At 69.4% G+C, this 21035-nt stretch carries 18 protein-coding genes and 1 other RNA gene; 7 read left to right on the forward strand and 12 right to left on the reverse strand.

The window, feature by feature from the left end:
* Together DAT35_RS42670 and DAT35_RS42675 are read right to left on the reverse strand one after the other, a co-directional pair.
* Positions 1 to 957, reverse strand: coding sequence for a phosphoribosylaminoimidazolesuccinocarboxamide synthase (locus tag DAT35_RS42670; RefSeq protein ID WP_108075060.1), 957 nt, complete (start codon positions 955 to 957; stop codon positions 1 to 3).
* A 46-nt stretch (positions 958 to 1003) separates the two neighbouring features.
* Positions 1004 to 1519, reverse strand: coding sequence for a hypothetical protein (locus DAT35_RS42675; protein ID WP_233262034.1), 516 nt, complete (start codon positions 1517 to 1519; stop codon positions 1004 to 1006).
* A gap of 124 nt (positions 1520 to 1643) precedes the next feature.
* Here DAT35_RS42675 and DAT35_RS42680 point away from each other — a divergent pair, with 124 nt between their 5' ends.
* A complete protein-coding gene (locus DAT35_RS42680) occupies positions 1644 to 2429 on the forward strand; it encodes an RNA methyltransferase (RefSeq protein ID WP_108075062.1) in 786 nt (261 codons plus the stop codon).
* Here DAT35_RS42680 and DAT35_RS42685 read toward each other — a convergent pair.
* From DAT35_RS42685 to DAT35_RS42695, 3 genes are all read right to left on the reverse strand, one after another.
* The gene (locus DAT35_RS42685) at positions 2426 to 2689 is read right to left on the reverse strand and encodes a vegetative protein (protein ID WP_108075063.1); all 264 of its coding nucleotides are present in this window, start codon (positions 2687 to 2689) and stop codon (positions 2426 to 2428) included. The two genes, DAT35_RS42680 and DAT35_RS42685, sit on opposite strands and share 4 nt — an antisense overlap.
* 141 nt (positions 2690 to 2830) lie before the next feature.
* A complete protein-coding gene (locus DAT35_RS42690) occupies positions 2831 to 4045 on the reverse strand; it encodes a S1C family serine protease (RefSeq protein ID WP_108075064.1) in 1215 nt (404 codons plus the stop codon).
* Between the two features lie 91 nt (positions 4046 to 4136).
* Positions 4137 to 4439, reverse strand: coding sequence for a hypothetical protein (locus DAT35_RS42695; RefSeq protein ID WP_108075065.1), 303 nt, complete (start codon positions 4437 to 4439; stop codon positions 4137 to 4139).
* A gap of 161 nt (positions 4440 to 4600) precedes the next feature.
* On the opposite strand from DAT35_RS42695, the gene DAT35_RS42700 reads away from it, so the two are divergent.
* Together DAT35_RS42700 and DAT35_RS42705 are read left to right on the forward strand one after the other, a co-directional pair.
* Complete coding sequence (locus DAT35_RS42700) at positions 4601 to 5623, forward strand: CFI-box-CTERM domain-containing protein (protein WP_233262035.1); 1023 nt, start codon at positions 4601 to 4603, stop codon at positions 5621 to 5623.
* Positions 5620 to 6234 (forward strand): TlpA disulfide reductase family protein, encoded by a 615-nt coding sequence (locus tag DAT35_RS42705; RefSeq protein WP_108075067.1) that lies wholly within the window; start codon positions 5620 to 5622, stop codon positions 6232 to 6234. Before DAT35_RS42700 ends, DAT35_RS42705 begins: the two co-directional genes overlap by 4 nt.
* Positions 6235 to 6237: 3 nt before the next feature.
* Here the strand turns inward: DAT35_RS42705 and DAT35_RS42710 are convergent, their stop codons facing one another.
* The 3 genes from DAT35_RS42710 to DAT35_RS42720 are packed head-to-tail and all read right to left on the reverse strand — an operon-like array spanning position 6238 to position 10051.
* On the reverse strand, positions 6238 to 7587 hold the full coding sequence (locus tag DAT35_RS42710; protein ID WP_108075068.1) for a BamA/TamA family outer membrane protein: 1350 nt from the start codon (positions 7585 to 7587) through the stop codon (positions 6238 to 6240).
* A 17-nt stretch (positions 7588 to 7604) separates the two neighbouring features.
* The gene (locus DAT35_RS42715; RefSeq protein ID WP_233262036.1) at positions 7605 to 8729 is read right to left on the reverse strand and encodes a DUF819 family protein; all 1125 of its coding nucleotides are present in this window, start codon (positions 8727 to 8729) and stop codon (positions 7605 to 7607) included.
* The gene (locus DAT35_RS42720) at positions 8729 to 10051 is read right to left on the reverse strand and encodes an aspartate aminotransferase family protein (protein WP_108075070.1); all 1323 of its coding nucleotides are present in this window, start codon (positions 10049 to 10051) and stop codon (positions 8729 to 8731) included. Before DAT35_RS42720 ends, DAT35_RS42715 begins: the two co-directional genes overlap by 1 nt.
* A gap of 344 nt (positions 10052 to 10395) precedes the next feature.
* Between DAT35_RS42720 and DAT35_RS42725 the strand changes: the two genes are divergently transcribed.
* The gene (locus DAT35_RS42725) at positions 10396 to 11373 is read left to right on the forward strand and encodes a HEAT repeat domain-containing protein (RefSeq protein ID WP_108075071.1); all 978 of its coding nucleotides are present in this window, start codon (positions 10396 to 10398) and stop codon (positions 11371 to 11373) included.
* Here the strand turns inward: DAT35_RS42725 and DAT35_RS42730 are convergent.
* From DAT35_RS42730 to DAT35_RS42745, 4 genes are all read right to left on the reverse strand, one after another.
* Entirely contained in the window at positions 11346 to 12224 is an 879-nt protein-coding gene (locus DAT35_RS42730) for a hypothetical protein (protein ID WP_108075072.1), read from the reverse strand. The two genes, DAT35_RS42725 and DAT35_RS42730, sit on opposite strands and share 28 nt — an antisense overlap.
* Before the next feature lie 95 nt (positions 12225 to 12319).
* Positions 12320 to 14110: an OmpA family protein gene (locus tag DAT35_RS42735; protein WP_369946326.1), complete on the reverse strand. Its 1791-nt coding sequence runs from the start codon at positions 14108 to 14110 to the stop codon at positions 12320 to 12322.
* Between the two features lie 117 nt (positions 14111 to 14227).
* Positions 14228 to 15844, reverse strand: coding sequence for a pitrilysin family protein (locus DAT35_RS42740; RefSeq protein WP_108075074.1), 1617 nt, complete (start codon positions 15842 to 15844; stop codon positions 14228 to 14230).
* Positions 15844 to 17202, reverse strand: coding sequence for a pitrilysin family protein (locus tag DAT35_RS42745; protein WP_108075075.1), 1359 nt, complete (start codon positions 17200 to 17202; stop codon positions 15844 to 15846). The genes DAT35_RS42740 and DAT35_RS42745 overlap by 1 nt, the downstream gene beginning before the upstream one ends.
* 221 nt (positions 17203 to 17423) lie before the next feature.
* On the opposite strand from DAT35_RS42745, the gene ssrA reads away from it, so the two are divergent.
* From ssrA to DAT35_RS42760, 3 genes are all read left to right on the forward strand, one after another.
* Positions 17424 to 17786, forward strand: a transfer-messenger RNA (tmRNA) gene (gene ssrA, locus DAT35_RS42750).
* A 123-nt stretch (positions 17787 to 17909) separates the two neighbouring features.
* Positions 17910 to 18752: a fructosamine kinase family protein gene (locus tag DAT35_RS42755; RefSeq protein ID WP_158502118.1), complete on the forward strand. Its 843-nt coding sequence runs from the start codon at positions 17910 to 17912 to the stop codon at positions 18750 to 18752.
* Positions 18753 to 19052: 300 nt separating this feature from the next.
* Positions 19053 to 21020, forward strand: coding sequence for a serine/threonine-protein kinase (locus tag DAT35_RS42760; protein ID WP_108075077.1), 1968 nt, complete (start codon positions 19053 to 19055; stop codon positions 21018 to 21020).
* The last annotated feature ends 15 nt before the right edge of the window (positions 21021 to 21035 follow it).

The following is a 21035-nucleotide window of genomic DNA, read 5'->3' on the forward strand; positions in this document are numbered from 1 at the left end:
TCAGAGGTACTTGCGCGCCTTCAGGTTCTTCTCGATGCGCGCGTGCACGTCGCCCACTTCCAGCGTCAGCGGCGTGCCGGTGATCTGCTCGTAGGCCGCGAGGTACTTCTCCGCGAGCGACACGCGCACATCATCCGGGATCGGCGGCGGCGTGCCCTGGCCCTGGAAGCCCCGCTCGCGGATGAGCCACTGGCGGATGTTCTCCTTGTCCAGCATCCGCTGGTCCTCGCCCTTGGCGAAGCGCGCGTCGTACTCGTTGGCCACCCAGTAGCGGCTCGAGTCCGGCGTGTGGATCTCATCGATGACGTACAGGTCATCGCCCACCTTGCCGAACTCGTACTTCGTATCCACGAGGATCAGCCCGCGCGTGCGCGCCCACTTCTGGCCCTCGAGGAACAGCCCCCGGGCCGCCTCGGTGATGCGCGCCCAGTCCCGAGCGCTCGCCAGCCCCCGGGACAGAATCTCCTTCTCGGAGATGGGCTCGTCGTGCTGGCCGTACTGCGCCTTGGTGGACGGGGTGATGATGGGCGAAGCGAAGGCCTCGTCCTTGCGCATCCCGTCCGGGAAGGGCACTCCGTAGGCGGTGTGCGTGCCCTTCTGGTAGTCGCGCCACAGGCTGCCCGTCAGGTAGCCGCGTACCACCACCTCCACCGCGAAGGGCTCGCAGGCGCGCGCCACCGTCACGTTCGGATCCGGCACGTCCAGGATGTGGTTGGGAACGATGTGCTTCGTGCGCTCGAACCAGAACGTCGCCAGCCGGTTGAGCACCTCACCCTTGAAGGGGATGGTGGTCAGCACATGGTCGAACGCCGACAGCCTGTCCGAGGTGACCAGGACGAGCCGGTCTCCCTGCCGGTAGGTGTCGCGGACCTTGCCCTGGTAGTGCTGGCCCAGGGCCGGCAGGTTCACCTGCCGGAGCGTATGCGGAAGCTGCGCGTGGAGTGCGGAGGTGTTCACGAGTTGCGCCTCGGGCCCCGACTCGGGGCATGAAGGAGGCGCGACTCTACTGGACCGCGCCCGGCAGGGAAGCGGGACCGTAGGCCGCCGCCATGTACAGGAACGCGGGGTTGATGCGCAGGATGCCGTCCACGTAGGCCACCGCGTACGGCGCGCCCGAGGCCCGATCCACCTGCACGACACCCGACGGATTGACCTTCCAGTGATCGAGCAGCGTCCGGGCCACCAGTTCGGCCGCCTCGCGCTCGGACAGGCCCTGCAGGCTCTCGCGGCGATCCTCCGGCCAGCGCTCGCCCGCCCGTCCATCGAAGCTCAGCTGCAGCCGAGCCCCCGCATCCGGGGACTGGAGCAGATCCGTCCGCGCCTCGACACCCGGGGCCGCCACCAACTCGGTGCCCTGGGTGATGGGGAACAGCACCGGCGCCTGCGCGGCCTGGCCCGCCTCCGTCTCGGAGATGCGGACCACCTCGCGGAACAGCTCCAGGCGAGAGGTAGAAGTCTCGAACTCGAGCAGCTCCGGCGGGTTGGTGAGCGCCTGCCGTGCGCCCAGGGCCGCGCGCACGGGTGCGCCCCCGACGCCACAACCGGTCAGGGTTACGAGAGAGATGAGCAGGCCAGCGACCCAGCGACGCATCGACGGGGAATATACCGATGCGGGTCTGACTCGGAAAGCTAAACTCGGAGGCATGATCGCGGCCTCCAACCTGACCGTCATCCTCCACCAGACACGCTCACCGGAGAACCTCGGCGCGGTGGCCCGGGTGATGGCCAATTTCGGATTCTCGCGTCTCATTCTCTCGGACCCCGCGACCTATGCCTTCCGAGGCGCCGAGCGGCTGGCCGTCAAAGGGGACGCGGTGTTGGAGCGCATGGCCGTGGCCCAGAACCTGCCCGAGGCCCTCAAGGACTGCGTGTACGCGGTTGGCACCACTTCTCGTACCCAGATCGAGGGGCGCACGGCCCTCACCCCGGAGGAGGCGGTGGCGCGGCTGGCGGATCAGAGCCGGCGGGGGAGGGTGGCGCTGGTGCTCGGCAGTGAACAGCGCGGGCTGTCCAATGAGGAACTGGCGTTCTGTACGGATCTGCTCGTCATCCCCACCAGCGAGGTGCAGCCGTCGATGAACCTGGCGCAGGCGGCGGGGGTGTTGCTCTACCTGTGCTCCCGCGAGGGACGCACGCCCACGGAGGTGCCGGCCCCGGTGGCGCCGGAGCAGCAGGGCGCGAGGATGGGGACGGTGCGCGCGCTGGGCGAGCGGATGCGCCAGGTGATGCTGGAGGCGCAGTTCCTCAACCCGCAGGCGCCGGATCACATCCTGCGTGAGTTGGAGCGGAGTCTGTTGCGTGCGGAACTCACCCAGCGCGAGGCGGAGCTATGGCTCACGGCCTTCAAGCACCTGGAGCGAGCGATGGGCGGGGGAAAGGGCACTCCCGGGAAGGGAGCGCCCTCGCGGGGCCCCGGCCAGGACGGCTAGGCCGCGGCCTTCTTGTACGTCTCGGCGTAGTGCTTCTCGCACAGACCGCCCTTGTCCACCTTCAGGCGGCAGTCCGCCTTGGAGCAGGTGCGGTAGCGAGAGTGGGGCAGCTCGCCCTGGCGCCACTTCTTGTAGTGGAAGAAGCAGTAGCTCTTGGCGCGGTAGGGACGCTTGCAACCCTCGACGCTGCAGGCCTTCTTGCCACCGCCCTTGGCCAGGCGCGGCCACTTCTTGAGGGTCGTCTTCTGTGCTTCAGCCATGGAAATGCTCCTGTTGCGAAACGATGCCTCGCGTCACCATGGTGAGTCCCGCGGGGCGTGCAAAGGCGCTGTCTGTAGCCTTGGCCGTCACGGAACGCAAGGAGGCAGGCGGGGATGCGGGCGCACCCCTTGCTTTCTGGCTCAGGGAGAGGGGGGGGGCTTCCCGGGCGCCTGCCCGTCCGTCTCCCCAGGCACGCCGCTGCCTCCCATCCCCGGCTCCACTTCCGGATGGGGGCTCCTGGCGGGAGCTGCGAGGAGGGGATCGGCCGGCTGGGTGTCTCCGGGCACGTCCTCAAGCTTCACCTTCAGTCTCAGGGGGCGTTCGCCGCGCCGGACCCGGAGCATCACGCTGCGGCCTACTCCCCGGGCCGCCACCTGCCAGCGCAGCTTGTGGGCGCGCTCCACCCGGCCGGCGTCCAGGCCCTCGATGATGTCCCCCACCCGCAGCCCGGCGCGCGAGGCTGGGCCTCCCTCCATCACCTCGGACACCACCACCCCATGGGGGTGCGCCAGCCCATAGGCCTCGACGACGTCGGGCGTGCAGTCCTGCACGGAGACACCCATCCACCCGCGCCGCACGCGCCCATACTTCTGCAGGTGGGGCAGCACCGCCTTGGCGATGTCCACGGGGATGGCGAAGCCGATGCCCTGGCCCGCCACGTTCACGGCGTTGACGACGGCCACCACGTCCCCGTGCAGGTCCAACACCGGCCCGCCCGAGTTGCCCGGGTTGATGGAGGCGTCCACCTGCATGTAGTCGAAGTCGCCATCGCGCCCGTTGGGCGTCACGTCCGTGCGGCCCTTGGCGCTCACCACGCCCGCCGTCACCGAGTGCGTCAGCCCGAAGGGGTTGCCGATCACCACGACGAAGTCCCCCACCTCCACCCGCGAGGCCGACGCCAGCCTCAGCACGGGCAGCTTCCGGCCCGCATCGATCTTCAGCAGCGCGAAGTCCGTGCGCGTGTCCTCGCCCACCACCTCGGCGGAGTACTCCTCGGGGTAGCCACCCTCGGAGAGGACGGAGATGGTGATGTCGTCGGCGCCCTCGATGACGTGGGCGCTGGTGAGGACGTAGCCGTCCGGATGGATGATGAGGCCCGAGCCGATGCCCTTCTGCGTCTCTCCCTCGGTGCCAGGACTGCCGCTCGGCTGGCGTGTGGTGATGGACACCACCGCGGGCAGGGCGGCCTGCGCCACCTGGCTGAGGGCCGAGCGCTGCTCGCGCACGGAGCGCTGCTTCGCCTCCACCCACAGCCGCGCCGGCTGCTCTCCATGCCGGGCTCCCCAGGCCGGTGCGCCCAGGGTGCACAGCACTGTCGCCAGCGAGACACCCTTCCACCACCTTCCACCGATCATCGTCCCGCGCCTCCGGCCCAGCCCGCCTCGGGAGAAGCTAGGGAGGGGGGCTCTGGAGGGGAAGCGGGGCGATCAGCGAGGGTGGGGCGGGCTACTTCTTCTGGGCGATGATGCGGTTGATCTCCGCTCGATCTTCATTGGTGATGCGCTCGCGCGGCGCCGCGGGGGCCTGCTTCGTCGTCTTGTTGACGGCATCCCGGGCCTCGTCCAGCACGTCGCGCACGCCGTCCTTCACCCGGTCCACCTGACGGTCCACCTCGGACGGCTGCACGTGCCGCTTCCACGCCCGCTGTGCGTAGTCCAGCGGCGTCCGGCCCTCGATGCTGCCCGTTGCCAGGAAGACCCCGAGTCCCACCGCACAACCCGTCCACACCAGGAACTTCAGGAAGCCCATCGTTCACATCCTCCTACCACGTCATACACCGACGGAAGAGCGTCGGCCAGTTTCTGGCAGGGGGAGGGGATGGCCGCTGACAGCGGGCGGGGGGCCCTCTAATGTGCGCGGCCTTGCAGCCCGAAGAGCTCTTCCAGGCCGCCCGGCAGAGGGCGGAGTCGATGTCCCTTCCGCGAGCGCAGGAAGCGCAGGAGCAGTTGCGCGCGCAGGCGCTGGCGCTGTTCGCCCGGATTCCAGAGCCACCGGTGTACCACCGGGCGGAGGACCCGGCGCGCAAGGCGGCCGAGGCGCTGCTGCCCGAGCTGGAGAAGGTGCTGGCCCTGGGGCTGGCGGTGGAGCGGGACGCGGGGCGGTGGGAGCCCACGGAGCGCATCCTCGCGGCGCTGCGGGCGCATGGTGAGGCGCTGTGCCACACGGCGGACGGGCGGCTGGTGCAGGCGGAGGAGGCCTGGCGGCGGGCGCTGGAACTGGAGCGCGCGGCGCATCCCACGCGGGCGCTCGGGGCGAAGGAGAAGGTGGTCGAGCCGGTGTATGACCGGACGACGGGGGCCTCGCGGTTCGATCCGAAGCAGGAGCCGGTGGCGCAGGTGAAGCTCATCTGCCCCAACACGGGCTGCAAGCGCATCAACGACTACGGGTACGTGCCGGGGCCGGGGACGCGCCGCTACGTATGCCCGGCCTGCCACACGCCCTTCCTGGCGTACTTCGGTGAGCTGCGCGGGCTGGAGATAGAGCACAAGAGCAGCTCCAAGCGCTTCTTCTTCACGGTGGACGAGGTACGGGGCTCGGGCAGCTCGCGGATCGAATTCGAGGAGGCGAGTGGCGAGGAGTTCCCGGTGGCGCGGCGAGACTTGCTGGTCTTCCTGTACACCGAGGCGCGCGAGCTGAAGGCGGTGGTGAACCTGACGAACAACCGGCTGATGTGGATTTCGCCGGCTGGCTCGTGCTTCGTGGTGACGGCGGCGTTCGGAGAGGGGGCGCCGGAGCTGGTGGCGTTCCGCGAGTTCCGGGACGAGGTGCTGCGCCGCCACGGGGTGGGGCGGGAATTCATCCGGGTCTATTACCGGTATGGGCCGGGAGTGGCGGAGTGGGTGGTGAGGAGGCCGAGGGTGAGGCGGGGAGTGCGAGGGGTGCTGAAGCAGGTGCACCGGGTGTTGAAGACGACGAGGAGTGGAAGCACGTGACGGAGCAGCGGAACGCGGACACCGGACAGCAGCCGGGAGCGGGGCAGGAGAGCGCGGGGGCGGGGCAGCCGCCGGCGCGCCAGGGGTGGAGCAAGGTGGTGCTGGTGGTGACGGGCCTGCTGGGGCTGGCGGGGCTGTCGTACCTGGGCGTGCAGGAGGCGCTGCGGGCGCGGCTGGCGTCGGACGGGATGGCGGCGCCCTCGGTGAAGATGAAGACGTACAAGGGCGAGACGCTGTCGCTGGCGGACCTCAAGGGCAAGGTGGTGATGCTGGACTTCTGGGCGACGTGGTGCCCGCCGTGCCAGGCGGAGATGCCGTCGCTCATCAAGCTGGCGAAGGAGTACGAGGGGAAGGGGCTGGTGTTCGTGGCCGCGAGCCGCGACGAGATGCCGGACGCGCCCATGTTCGTGGAGGAGTTCGTGGTCAGCCGGATGCCGGAACTCGGGCAGTACGTGGTGTACGCGCCGGACGAGGTGGCCGGGGTGTTCCAGGTGACGGCGCTGCCGACGCTCTACTTCCTGGACCGGGAGGGCCGGGTGGTGGACGCGCAGCGCGGCGCGCTGTCCGAGGACGCGCTGCGCCAGCGGATCGAGCGGGCCCTCAAGCAGTAACCCTCAGAAGAGGTGGCCGAAGTCCAGGTAGAAGCCCGTGGTGCCGTCGCGAGGGCTGATGCCGTAGTCCACCCGGAGGATGAAGTCGTTCTCCCAGGCGATGCGCAGCCCGCCTCCCGCGCCATAGCGGGGGTCACCTCCATCCGCGAAGCGGAGATCCGTCCACGCCTGTCCCGCGTCGACGAAGGCGACGAGGGTGAAGTCCAGGTGCTGATCCCACGGTGACACCGAGAGGAACTTGAAGCGCAGCTCTCCGTTGGCGAGCGCCTTGGCTTGGCCCTGCAACCGGTTCTTCAGGATGCCTCGCGCGGTGTACACGCCGCCGATGCCGCTCCAGCCGTCGAGCCACTCCACGCCGCCGAACGAGGTGAGCAGGAAGAAGGGGACGTCGCCGCCCATCACATCGACGAAGAGTCGCACGGCCGCGACCAGCCGCTCGGTGAACAGCGGTTGGTAGAAGCGCAGGTTGAGCGTCGCCCCCCAGTAGTTGGAGGCGCTCCCCGTGGCGGTGGCGGCTCCGCGCAGCGCGAGCTCGTGGAACATGCCGCGCACCGGCGCGGGCTCGTTGTCGCGCGTGTCCAGCAGCAGGCTCGCCGTCACCTCCGCCGTGCGGAAGGAGGTGGCTTCTTCCTCGCCGTGAATGCCCGAGAGCATCCCGGCCCGCGCGTCCTCCACCACTCGCGAGTCCCGCGCCTGTCCCAGGTCGTCCGCGCCGTAGCGCGTGCGCACCTCGGTGAGGCGGAAGCGGTAGCCCAGCGCCAGCTGCCAGGGCCCACTCAGCGGCCGGCGCGCATTCAGTACCACGCTCGGCAGGGTGCGCTGCTCGAAGCTGTAGTAGCGCAGGCCCCGGAAGTCCGGGTTGCCCGGGCACGTGTTGGGGTCCTCCTCCAGCGCGTCCCGGTTCGCGCAGACGCCGTAGGCCGGCACATAGGAGGTCTGGCCGCCCAGCCCGAAGTACGGCGAGAAGCGATCATTGAGCAGGGCCAGGTTGAGGCCCAGCCGCCAGTTCGACGAGAGGAAGTGGGGCTCGTCCAGGATGAGGCGGTGCTGGGCCACCCCGTTCGTCGACTGGAAGAACTGCGCCACCACGGAACGGCGATAGGGCACTTCACTGCCGTCGCCCGCGTCCACCAACATCAGCCGGGCACCATAGCCGAAGCCCTCGTCACTGTTGTAGCTGACCAGCGGTAGGCCCAGCACGCGCCACCCCGTGCGAGGGGGTTCGGCGGGGGGAGGCGTTACCGCGGCCGCGGGCGGTTCGAGCACCTCTCGGGAGGGCTCCTGTGCCCAGGCGGGAGCCGTGGCCAGCGCGGCGGTCAGCACCACTGCCCACGTCGTCCGAGTCGGATGCATGGAAGTCTCCGGGTGCTTCAGGGCCGCAGCAGCCACGCCACGGCCAGTCCGAGGTAGGTGCCCACCGCGTAACCCATGATGCCGGTGGTGAGCCCGGACACCATGAGCTCGCGGTTGCGCAGCGCACGCGCCACCGGGCCGATGAAGGGTGGACCGAAGATGGTGGCGGTGGAGGTGATGAGGGCGGTGTCCGCGTCGATGCGGAAGAGCGCGGCGAGGGCGAGGTGGATCGCCACGGTGATGAACTCCACGGCGGCGCAGAAGACGAAGACGAAGGGGCCCGTGTCACGCAGGCGGCTGATGTCCGCGAGCGTCCCGACGGCCACGCAGAAGACGAGCAGTGCGTAGTCCCCCATCACGTAGCTGCCCGGCAGGTTCCGGATGGAGGGCACGAAGGACGCGGCCAGGCTCAGCGAGGTGATGAGCAGCAGCACCACCGGCGGCTCCAGTCCGCCGAACGCCAGGAGTGACGCTCCTACGGACACGCCCACGATGAGGGCGGCGAGCAGGAAGGCCAGCGCCATGCCACGCACCCGGCTCCCGGTGAGGACGGGGGCGTTTCGTGCCGCCTCGTCCTCGGCCTCGTCCCAACCGGTGGGGTTCGGGAAGCGCGGCAGGAAGAGGTGCGCAATCCGCTGGGCCACCGTCACCAGGAAGAGGAGGTAGGCGGCGCCGACGACGAGGTCCGCGGTGTTGAGGAGGATGAAGGTCTCATCGCGCACCCGGAGCGCGAGCCCGACGGCGTTCATGTTGGCGGTGCCGCCCGTGTAGACGCCCACCAGCATGCCGGACATCTTCCACCACTCGTCCGAGCGGTCCGCGCTGGCGAGCCCCACGAGCGCGGCCCCCACCATGGCGGACAGACACGCGAGCACGAAGGACACCAGCGTGGTCCGGGCCAGCCGCAGCCAGCGGGGCACATCCGTGCCGAAGAGGAGCAGGGGGATGGCCAGGGGGACGGTGGCCTCGCTCACGGAGAGGCTCAGCTTCTCCTGCGTCAGCCCGTGGATGTTGCCCAGGGCGATGCCGACGGCGTAGCAGACCACCACGGGGCCCACGACGGCCACGGGCTTGAAGTGACGCGCCGCGAGCAGGACGAGCCCCGGGAAGCCCACCAGGAAGAGGACTTGGAGAAGCCCCATCACTCGTCTCCGTACAGCCCGTCCATGAATTGCAGGATGAAGCCCTCGGCGTCCTTGGGGTCGGGGAGGGAGCCCAGCATGCCGTACAGGGCGGCGCTGCCATCCGGGGCGGGCTCGCCCGAGGCGAGGCTGGCGGCGCACGCGCGCAAGTCCGAGAGGAAGGGCTCCACCACCGCCGCATGGGCGGGCGTCACCATCAGGTGCAGCGCGGGGGGGAGCATCTGCCGGTCCAGCTTCCAGCCGCGCGCCTCCATGGCGTCGCCCAGCGCGTAGACGTCCAGGGTGTCCGAGGAGAAGGCGAAGACGCTGAGCGGAGGCTGGCCCAGGAGCTTCAGCCCGGGGATGGAGGAGATGCCCTCGCGCAGCGCCTTCGAGGTGTCGAGCACGGTGCGGGCCAGCCGCAGGTAGCCCTCCTCGCCGAGGTACTTGAGGATGGCCCAGGCCGCGGCGATGGCGCCACCGGGGCGGGTGCCCGCCATGGAGGGCGAGGCGTAGATGCCGCCGCTCCAGCCGCCATAGGTGAAGAACTGGTGCCGGCGCAGCTCGGGCGAGCGGTAGAGGATGACGGAGGCGCCCTTGGCGGCGTAGCCGTACTTGTGGAGGTCCGCCGAGAGGCTGGTGACGCCGGGCACGGCGAAGTCGAAGTCAGGGAGCGAGTGGCCGAGCCGCCGGGCGAAGGGCAGGAGGAAGCCGCCGAGGCAGGCATCCACATGGAAGAGGACGCCCTTGTCGCGGGCCATGGCGGCGAGCTCGGAGATGGGGTCCATCACTCCGTGCGGATAGGAAGGCGCCGAGCCCACGACGAGCACGGTGTGGGGCCCGATGGCGGCGCGCATGGCCTCCACATCGGCGCGGAAGTCCGGCGCGACGGGGACGGTGACGGGCTTCACCCCGAAGTAGTGGGCGGCCTTCTGGAAGGCCGGGTGGGCGGAGGCGGGCAGGACCATCTCCGGCTCGGAGATGCCGCGCTCGGCACGGGCGAAGTCGCGAGCCGTCTTGACGGCCATGAGGATGGACTCGGTGCCCCCGGACGTCATGGTGCCGGCGGCGGTGTCGCCGTGGAAGAGCTCCGCCGCGATGGCGAGCACCTCGGCCTCGAAACGCCTCAGGCTGGGGAAGGCCAGGGGGCTGAGACCGTTCTCGGACATGAACTCGGTGTAGGCCTCGGCGGCCACGCGGCGGATGTCCTCACCCGCGTTGTAGACGAGGCTCCACGTGCGCCCCTCCTGCCAGCGAGCATCGTCTGTGCGCATCGCACGCATCCGCGCGAGCACGTCCTGGTGACTCAGGCCCTGGGAAGCCAGGCGGGGGCTCTTCGACATCGCATCTCCGGGAAATGAGGGAGGAGGGGGACCTCACACTATAGGTGAAGTGCCGAGGGGATTGTGCTTCCCAGGGGCGGGCATCGAAGACGCGCCGACGCGGGGCGTCACAGGGGCTCCACCTTCACCGCTCCTGGAGTGGGGTCCACCGTCCGTGGAGCGCATGCGGTGCAGTAGGTTGCTCCATGCGCGCCTGCGGCTCGGGTGCCGGGGGTCATGTGAAACACTTCATCGTCTGTCTCGTTCTCCTCGCCGGATGTGCCACGCCCATTCAGCAGGCCTCTCCTGCGTCTGGCTCCACCTCCACACCTGAAGCCACTGCGCCCGTTGCTCCACAGAAGCCCGTGTACACATTTGGCGGCTTCGAGGTGTTCGGCTCGCGCAAGGTCCCCAAGGAGAAGCTGCTCGCGCTCGTTGGGGACGGGCTGCCCGCTCCGGGTACGCGCCTCGACGAGTCGGTGGACTTCGGGAAGCTGCTCGGCGAGAGCAAGAAGCGCCTCACCTCGGCCCATTCCTTCGCCCAGTGCACGTACTCGGTGGGCGTCGACCTCGAGACGAACATCCTGCGGCTGACGGTGGACCTGGTCGACGAGGGAGACGAGTGGCGCATGCGCTTCTCCCCCGCGCCGCAGGGGGACGTGGCTGATCCGGAAGGGCTGATCGCTGCCTGGGGGGACTTCCTCACGGCGTACTGGAAGCTGCGGAACGCGGGGGCGCTCCCGTCCGGCTTCGGCTCCTGCCGGGCCTTCTCCTGCTTCGGCCGCTTCGACCACCCGGAACTCGCCCCCCTGGAGCCACGCTTCGTCGAGGGAGTGCCCCGCAACTTCGATGCGCTCGTGCGCGTGCTGCGCGAGGATCGCGACGAGGGCAAGCGCATGTCCGCGGTGAACCTGCTGGCCTACGGGCCCTCACGCGAGCAGGTGCTCCAGGCGCTCCTGCCGTCGGTGAGAGATCCGGCCCAGGGCGTGCGCAACGAGGTGTTGCGCGTGTTCGGGGCGATGCAGAAGGACCAGCCGCGCGTCATCATCCCGCTCGAGAAGGTGCTCGAGGCGCTCTGGTTCCCGACGACTCCCGACCGCAACAAGGCGGCCTGGGCGCTCGTGCGAATCCTGGAGACGGAGGGGGCCATCCACCGGGAGCAGATCCTCGAGAAGGCCGGTGAGCCGCTGCTGGAGATGGTGGCCATGCAGGTGCGGACCGATCGCGAGCCGGCGCACAAGGTGCTCACCCTCCTGGCGGGGCGCGACCTCGGGGAGGACGGCGAGGTCTGGCGCCAGTGGGCCCAGACGGTGGCTCAGATTGCCAGGCCGAAGGCGAGGTAGGGGCCGGGCAGCACGTCCTGGTGAACGACGCCATCCACCTTGCCCGCGTCGTTCAACACCAGCGCGCGCACGCCGCCACGTAGAGCGAACAGGCGCCAGCCGCCCAGGTACCACACCATACCGCCCGCCGCGTCGAGCTGGCGGTAGGGCCAGGGCGTGAACTGCGCTCGGGCCTCCAGGGACAGGAAGTCCAGCAGGAAGAGCTCGGACGAGATGCCCACGCTGGGGCCGACGAAGGTGACGTCCGGAGCCTTGGCGATGGACAGGCCTCCCTCCAACCGCAGCCGTCCCGCCCACCCCTTCAACACGGCCACCGACGCGTGCAACTCCGTCACCGAGATGCTGTCCTTCTCGCCGCTCCCATCATCCGCGCGCAGCGTCAGCCCGCTCGTCCGCAGGAAGGCGCCGAGCCGCTCGCCCTCCACGCCCAGGTGGAGGCCCACCGCCGAGCCCTCCTGCAAGATGCTGCCCTCGAGGCCGAGGGTGAAGTTCCGGTGGTGGCGGGCCGCGAACCGTTCCTCGTCCCAGGAAACGCCCGGGGGCTCGGAGGTCACATAGGTGGGGTCCGGCTCGGCGGGGCCGACATAGACCGGAGGAGCCGGCGGGTAGTACGGCTCCGGGGAAGGCTCGGGCGGAGGCGGAGGCGGCTGGGACACCGGAGTGGCGTCGTGCACGGTCCCGCTGGAGCCGGAGTCCTGCTGCACCGGGGTGGCATCGTGCACCCTCGACTCGGACCTGTCCGAATCGTCCGAGGAGTCCGAGCGCTTGCCGAAGCGAGCCTCGGCGGCTGGAGCGGCGAGCAGCGCCCCGGTGAGCAGGGCACACGACACGGCACGGAAGGCAGAGGACATGAGGGCCTCGGGGATGGCAGGGCGCGTATCCCCACGACGGCCCCGGTGCCCTGATATTCAACCGGGCAACCGCCGTGCCCTGACAGCCGCTCCCCTCAGCGCTTCCCGGCGTCGCCCTTGCTGTCGCCCGTGCCGTTCTTCTTCTCGTCGCTGGTGCCGGTCTTCTTCTCCGCCGGCACGGTGCGCGAGGGCGTCTCCACCTCGGACTTGATGAGGCGGAACTCGACGCGGCGGTTCTTGGCGCGTCCGAGCGGGGTGGCGTTGGTCGCGATGGGCTTGGACTCGCCGAAGCCCTTGGCGCGCAGGCGGTGGGCCTCGATGCCCTTGGAGATGAGGTAGTCCATGACGGACTGGGCGCGCCGCTGGGACAGGTTCAGGTTGAGCGTGTCCGAGCCCACGTTGTCGGTGTGTCCCTCGATGAGGACGGGCCCGAGCTCGGGGTTGCGGTCGAGCACCACGGCCACCTCGTCGAGCAGCTTGAGGGACTGCTTCTGGATGGTGGCGGAGCCGGTCTCGAAGAGGATGTTGCCCTTGATGCGGATGCGGTCGGACTCGATGACCACGAGCGGGGGGTTGTCGATGGGGCAGCCATCGGCCTCGGGGGCACCGGACTGGTCGGGGCACTTGTCGACGTTGTCGGGCACCTCGTCGCCGTCGGTGTCCGGGCAGCCGTCATAGCCCTTGGGGCCGGGCATGTCGGGGCACAGGTCCTGGCCGTCGGGCACGCCGTCGCCATCCGAGTCGCCGCAGCCTCCCTGGGACTTGGCGCCAGGGGAGTTCGGGCACTGGTCCTCGCCGTCGCTGACGCCGTCTCCGTCGTTGTCCGGCTCCGGGCAACCATCGGTGTCCTGGAAGCCGTCCATGTCCTCGGCCTCGGAGGGGCACTTGTCGAACGAGTCGCGCACGCCATCGCCGTCCGAGTCGAGGAACGTCTCGTCGTAGCGCAGGGCGAGCATGACGCGCAGGGCCTCGCGGCCGTAGCCGCTGCCGAGCGTCACGCCGCGGCCCACGTCCAGCTCCAGGCCCCAGCCTCCGTAGAGGCGGGCGCGCACGCCACCGAGCACCTCCCAGGGCGTCTTGAGGGAGTCGGCCTGGCGGAAGTTGAAGGGGGCCGTGGTGGGCGTGGCCAGGTGCATCTCGGCGATGGCCTTCACGTCGGTGAGACGGCCCACATCCGGCAGGTCCACCACGGCGCCGGCGCCGAACGTCACTTCATTGCCCACGTAGAGGTTGAGGTACTGTCCGGGACGCGGGCGCAGACGCAGGCCCAGGTTGCCGAGCAGTCGCACGGGACCGAAGGCTCGCTCCACGGCGAGCCTCGGGGCCAGGAGCACGCCCCGCTCGCCGAGGAAGCTGTTGCCATCACCGGTGGGCAGGCGGACCTCGGCGCTGAGCGCGACGCCCACGGGGAAGTCCTCGGGCAGCAGCAGGAAGGCGCGCGGTTGGATCCGCACGTCGCCGAAGCCCTGGGCGCTCACGCCGTTGGCGCCGGGGAAGCCCGGAGCGGCGAGGGCGTCTCGCAGCATCTGGAAGCGGTCTCCCTGCGCGAGGGTGAAGGGCACGTCCGCGGCGATCTCCAACCGGCGGTGGAGCTGCCAGGCGAAGAGCGCGTGGGCGTCGAGCCGGTAGGGGATGAGGTCCCCCAGCTTCTCGTCGCCGAGCTTGAGGGCGAGGATGCCGCGGTTGTAGTCGAAGAGCAGGGCGGCCCGGAAACTGCCGGCGGGCTCGGCGGTGGCGCCTTCGAGGGCGATACCGCTTTGCTGCGCGGGGGTGGCCTTCAGCGGCACGGCGTCGAAGCCGCGAGTGAAGGCATCGGGCTGCGCCCACGCAGCGGCGCCGGCCAGCAGCAGGCACATCACTGCGAGTCGGGTTGCTGTACTTCGCAAGGACCGCTCCCAGGGAGAGGCCCGGAAATTCGGGCCTTGACTGTCCGGTCCATACCACCCACTCCCGGGGGGCGGAAGAAAACCCCCGCGAGAGTGCCTGCTCGCTACAGCCGTGCGCTACTTCTCCATGAAGGACTGCGCGGGCACGACCTGGATGGCGTCGGGCCGGATGGGCAGGGGCCGGGAGATGATGGCCTTGTCCTCGTCGAGGAGCGCGGGTTGTTTGGGCGAGGCGTAGGAGATGGGCGAGGGCGGCTGCTCCTCGAGCAGCTTGGCGAGCTCCTGGGCGTCCTGGGCGACGAAGGCGAAGTTGAGGGCCTCGGGGCGCAGCTGCCGGCGGACGGCGGCGTGCACGGACTCGGGAGTCATCTTCGCGAGCGCGGCGCGGTACTGCTCCAGGAAGCCGGGCGTGCCGTAGAAGAGCGAGTCGATGGCGTACCCGAGCCGACGCTGATCCGTCTGCTCCCACAGGCGGGTGTAGCCCAGGAGGAAGCCGCGGCTGAGCTCGAACTTGTCCTGAGGAATCCCCTGCTGCACCAGCCGGTCCAGGAAGTGGAGGGTGCCTCGGGTGGCGAACATCGCGTTGCCGGGCACCACGGGGCGGATCCAGAGGGTGATGTCCTGCTGGGTGCGCGCCACGTTGGTGCGGTTGTAGGTGGTACCGGGCTGCTCGATGAAGTGCTCGGCGTAGGAGTAGTCGCCGTAGTTGAGGCCGCGCTTCTCGCGCAGCTCGTTGAAGAGGACGCCGGAGGACTGGCGGTGCTCGCCGAGGTACGAGAGCGCGAGGGCCACGGGGAAGAAGTCCGGGTCTCCGCGGCGCAGGGACGTGACGTAGCCCATGGAGACGGCGGTGGAGAGCGCGGGCTTCTGCACCACGATGGCGCGTCCGCCGGTGGCGGGCACGGGCGGCAGCTCCACGCGAGGGGCGCCGGTGGCCGGGAGCGCGGACAGCCGCGAGACGACGGTCTTCTGGAGCGCGTCATCCACGGGGCCGGCCAGACCGATGACGAGCCGGTCCTGGGTGAAGACGCGGGCGGCGTGGGCCTTCACGTCCTCCAGGGTGATGGACTCGAGCCCCTTCTCGGTGCCGCCTACGAAGTGCGCATAGGGGTGACCCTCGAAGAGGAGCGCATCGAGCGCCACCTTGCCGAGCAGCTCGTCGTTCTCGCTGCGCAGCCCGTTGCGCACGTCGCTGAGGGCGCGGGTGCGCAGCCGCTCGAACTCCTGCGGCGACAGACGGGGCTTGAGCAGCACATCGGTGAAGATGTCGAGGAAGCGCGGCAGGAAGTCCTTGTGGACGCGGCCGGAGAAGACGGTGAACTCCTTGTCGGCGGAGGCGCTGAGCTCGGCGGCCATGGGGAAGAGGGCCTCGAGGAGCTGGGCGGAGGTGAGGCTCTGCGTGCCTCCCTCGGACAGGATGTCGGCGGTGAGGGAGGTGAGGCCCTCCTTGCCCTTGGGGTCATCCACCGAGCCCGAGTGGAAGACGAGCCGGAAGCTGACGATGGGGTTGGCGGGGTTGGCCTGGACGATGACCTGCATGGGCGCGGGCTGCTGGAGCGGCACCGCGGGCACGGTGGTGGGCGCCTGGGGCTGGACGGGGGCCTGGGCCTGCGGCTCGGCCTGGGGCTTGGGGGCCTCGGGGGCGGGAGCGGGCGCGGTCTGGGAGGGGGTGGCGCAGCCGCCGAGGCACAGCGCGGCGGAGAGGGCGAGGGCGCGGGACACGAGGGAGCGCATCACTTCTGACCTCCGGCCGTCTTGGGCGTGAGGGTGAGCACGGTGCGGTTGGCGGCGGTGAGATACTTGCGGGCGAAGGTGACGAGGTCGGCGGGCTTCACCTCGGAGACCTTCTGGTAGTGGCGGGCGAGCGCGTCCGGGGTGCCGTAGATGCCGGCGTACCAGGAGAGCTGGGTGGCCACGGACTTGGCGGTCTCCATGCCCATGAGGAGGCCGTAGCGGGTGTTGCTCTTGATGGCCTCGACGCGGGCGGCGTCCACCTTGCCGGTGGCGAGCTCCTTCACGGCGGCATTGAAGGCGGAGCGGACGGCCCCTTCGTAGCGCTCCTCCTGGAGGACGGCGACGAGGCTGAAGAGGTGCGGGTCGCGGTGGATGGTGGCATCGCCGCCGATCTCCTGGGCGAGCTGCTTGTCGAGCACGAGCTCCTTGTAGAGGGGACTGGTGGGACCGGCGAGGTAGTCGGCGAGCACGGTCTGGATGGCGGCGCTGGAGGTGTCGAGCCGCGCGGCCGGGGTGTGCCAGGCGTAGATGAGGCGGGGCTGGGTGCTCTGGGGCCAGTCGATGTGGACGGAGCGCTCCTTCGTCTGGGGCGGCTCGGTGGGCACGGTGACGGTGGCGCTCTTGCGGTCCCACGGGCCGTAGGACTTGCGCACGGCCTGCATCAGCGCGTCGTCATTGAAGTCGCCGACGATGACGAGAATGACGTTGTCCGGGGTGTACCAGCGCTCGAAGAAGGTGCGGCTGTACGCGTAGGCCTGGGGCATGGCCTTGATGTCGTCGTAGTAGCCGAGCGTGGTGTGCCCATAGGTGTGCTTCGTGAAGGCGGTGCGGGCGAGCTCCTCCTCGATCTTCAGGTAGGGCTGGGCGGCGTTCTTGTGGTACTCGCCGAGCACGGCGAGCGCCTCGGTCTGGAAGGAGGGCTCCGAGTACTCGAGGTTGCGGAAGCGGTCGGCCTCGATCTCCACCAGCTTCTCCAGGCCGGCGGTGGGGCCGTAGGAGTGGTAGACGGTGACGTCATCGGAGGTGAAGGCGTTGTCGTCATAGCCGTAGGTGCTGATGACCTTCTCGCGCTCGCCCTCGGGGAAGTTCTTCGTGCCCTTGAACATCATGTGCTCGAAGAAGTGGGCGAAGCCCGTCTTGCCCGGCTCCACCTCGTTGCGCGAGCCCACGCGCACCACCGTCTGGTAGGCGATGAGACCGGGCGAGTTGAAGGGCACGCGGACGACCGTGAGCCCGTTGGGCAGACGGTCGACCTTCATGGGGTAGGGGAAGAAGGGGGAGGGGGCCTGCTCGGCGGCCGCCGCCGGGAGGGCTGCTCCCAGCAGGAGGAGCAGGAGGGGAAGGAGACGTCGTTGCATGCGTGTCCTCAGGTCGCTGGACCACCCACGAGGTGGGGGCCCGAGAACCGCGCAGCCTACCTGCTATTCCCACGAGGGGGCGGGCGATGAGGGGCGAGGAGGTGGAGGACAACAGTTCGGGACGTCAGAAGGATTGACCGGGCGGCGTCAGCGGTTAACCTGGAGGCGGTAACGAGGACGTGAGCGAAGTAGAAGCAGTGAACGAAGTGGCAGTGCCCGAAGGGGGCGACCTGGTTTCGACGGGGGCATGGAAGTTCGAGACGCGTGCCGAGCATGTTGGTCGCTCGTAAAAACGCCCAACAAAGACACAAAAGCCAACGACAACGTTGAGCTCGCGCTGGCTGCCTAACAACAGTTCCTAGTGCGCGGTCCCCCTGCTCTCGGCCCGTGGGGTGGGGTAGGACCGTCATAATGCGGGCTGGCCGTCGGGGGTGCCTGGACTCCCGGTGGTGAGATCATCCAGGACCGGCTCGTAGGATCCCGTCCGTGGGAGCCTGCGGGACGTAACAAACCGCGGACTACGCACGTAGGGTCAAAGGACGGAAGGCTTTCGGACGCGGGTTCGATTCCCGCCGCCTCCACTCTTCAGGGCTCCAGGTTCTCCGGAACCTGGGGCCTTTTGTTTTTCCGGGGGAGGAGCACGGATGCCAGGGCACGGTTCGGAACGCCTGCTACGGGATTCGCTGCGGATTCCCTTGGAGCGACACGTGTCGGCCTTTCTCGGCAGGGCGTGGCGGGTGCTCGGTGTGCAGGACCGGAGCGATGCGGCCTCGCACCCCGCCGCGATTCTGTCCGACGACACGTTCTCCATCTTCGTGAAGCTGGGGGTAGGTGAGCTCGCACGGGAGCAGTTCAACCGGGAGCTCTCCGGACTGCGCACGTTGACTGAGCGCGCCGGTGTGCTCACCCCGACAGGCCTCGGCATCGTGCAGGTCGGCGATGAGGCGCTGCTGGTGTTGGAGGCGGTGGATGTCGTGGAGCGGACCCCCGAGCACTGGCGGCAAATGGGGCGAGCCCTGGCGCGGCTCCACGGTGTGAAGGGGGAGCGGTTCGGGTTCGAAACGCACGCCTACTGGGGCAGCCTGTTTCAGGACAACACGCCGCTCGAGGGGTGGGTCGATTTCTTCCGTGAGCGCCGGCTGGTGCCGCGCCTGCGAGCCGCGATCGCTTCGGGTCACCTGCCGCCAGACGTGGCGGCGCGTGTCGAGCGATTGGGCGACCGGCTCCCCGAGCTTTGCGGCCCACCCGTTGTGCCGGCTCTGCTGCACGGCGATGCCCACCAGAACAACTTCCTGAGCACGCCAGCGGGGCCGGTGCTGCTCGACCCCGCCGTCTACTACGGCCACCCCGAGTTGGAGTTGGCCTACATCGACTTCTTCGCGCCGGTGCCGGAGGAATTCTTCCACGGCTACCGGGAGCTCGCCCCGGTGGACCCGGGCTTCGCCGAGCGGCGCGAGCTGTGGCGCATCCCCGCGTGGCTCGCGATGGTGGAGGTGGACGGAGCCCAGCACGTGGATGCGCTCACCAATGCGCTACGAGCGTATGAGTGAGAGCCTGGAAAGCTCGTGCGCGGCGAGTCTGAGCATTCCAGCATGAAAGGCATTGCCGGCATGCTCTCTCTGGGTGTGCAGACGGAGGGTACCCATGCCCCTCGTCCTGCGGCTTACGCTGCCGCTCGTCGTCGAGTTGCTGGTGCGCACTGGCACTCCGACCAGCCGGGCACGTTGCCGATTCCACCAGGTCCGTCCCCGAGCACGGGAGGCCCCTGGTTCTGATAGCTTCCCCACCCCAAAGGTTGAGCGCATGACCGAACTCCCACCGTTACTGGCTGGTGCCACTGGAGATGCACCATGAAGCCCACGCTGGAGGACGTGGTGCGGCCGGACATGGTGGTAGGCGGCTACCGCATCGAGAAGAAGCTGGGGGCCGGGGGCTTCGGCAAGGTGTACCTCGCATGGCGTGACGGCAACCCGTACGCGCTCAAGTTCATCCACCTGGAGAGCGTCGGGGAGTGGGGCTGGCGGGAGCTGTTCATCATGCTCCGCCACGAGTTCCCCAACGTGGTGAAGTTGCTGAGCCACTTCAAGTGGCCGGAGGAGAAGCCCGAATACCTGGTGCTCGTCATGGAGTACGTGCCGGGAGTGATGCTCTACCAGTGGGCCCGGGACAAGAATCCGTGCGCCCTTGAGTTGGTGGAGAAACTGCTGCCGCTCGCGCGGGCGTTGAAAGAGGTTCACGCCCAGGAGGTGAAGCACCGCGACTTGAAGGGCGACAACGTACTGGTGCGTGAGTCGGACGGAGCGCCAGTGCTGGTGGACTTCGGCGCGGGCACCATGCCCGGCGTGCCTCGCGTCACCCGTGGCTCGCTAGCCCCGGCCAACCTCCGCTACCGCAGCCCCGAAGCCGTGTCCTTCTTCCTGCGCGAGGAACGCAAGCCGGGAGAGCGCTACGACTACGTGGTGAAGGACGAGCTGTACGCCCTGGGCGTCATCCTCTACGTGCTCGCCACGGACGTGTACCCCTTCAACGGCCCGGACGACGAGCTGATGGCGGAGATTCGCGCGGGCAAGCCCAAGCCTCCGCATGTGCGCAACTCCCGTGTGCCCCCGGCGCTGAGCAATCTGTGCCTACGCCTGCTGGCCAGAGCGCACGCCCGCGTGCCGGACGCCGAGGCCCTGTGCGAGGCGCTGGAGAAGCTGCTGGAAGAGGCGAAGGCGGACCCCCGCTGCTGGGAGATGCCGTTGTGCTACGGCTGGACGGTGGACGGACGCACCACCGAGGACGCGCCGGAGTTGGTGGGCCACGACAGCCAGGCATGGCTGCGCAGGTGGATCAGGCAGAAGCCGAAACGGGGCAAGCCGTCCCCTCCTCCTGCTGCTCTCGCACTTCCCGCCGAGCCCCCCGCCCCACCCGAGCCGCCCACCGCGTCAACCGCCCCCACCCTTCGTACCCGAGGGAGACGCGCCGTCCCGCTCCTCGTGGTGATAACCGTGTTGGGCCTCGTGCTGGGCGTGGTGCTCGTCCTCGGCCAGCTCCGGCCGACGCCTCCCGCCCCAACGCCGCCCCCTGCTCCAGGCCAGCCGGTGTTGACGTCTCCCGTACCTGCGGAATTCTCACCCGATGGCCCGACGCCATGGGCCACGCACGTCCATGAAGTGGCGCCCCCATGGAAGCCGCCCGAAGCTGACACAGGCGCAGCGCCCTCGAAGGCGGACACCCCTGCGCCCGTCACCACCATGACGCTCAGCTCGGGAACGACTCGCATGAAGAAGAAGGCCCCCGGCTCACAGGCGGAGAAGAAGGGCAACGGCTCCACAGGGGCCAACATGCTGATCGCCGTGGCCGCTGCTGCCAACATGGCCTGTCCCGGTGCCCAGGTCCGCAAGGAGCCCGCCCCTCAGGCGTGCCCGGCCGGTGCCGTCGAGACCATGACGCGTCAGCTCGGCCTCGAAATCGGAGAGAGGCACGGCGCCGGTATGCCCGGTGAGAAGCAAGGCAGTTCAGAGCCCGTCCCCGTGAAGGAGGGCCCCGTCTCACTGGAACTGGCGGGCGCCTGGAAGGCGGGAGCTGATGCCATGGGCCGGGGTGGGCGAGTCGTGCTGCCGGACGGCACCCGCCTCTCCGGGCAGCTCTGCATCGGGGAGAAGCTCGTCTACGCCCGCATCACCCAGGCCGTCACGCCCACCGGAGACACGTTCACCGTCTGCATGGAGCTGTGGGACCAGAATGGACATCGCGGTGTCGAGATCGAGCCTGACGGTGGAGCCATCAAGGTCTTCCCCCGCGTGGAGGTGGAGACGGTGGAGCGGTTCGAGTAGTGCCATCCGGGGGCT

Source organism: Vitiosangium sp. GDMCC 1.1324, assembly GCF_003044305.1.
Lineage (GTDB): Bacteria > Myxococcota > Myxococcia > Myxococcales > Myxococcaceae > Archangium.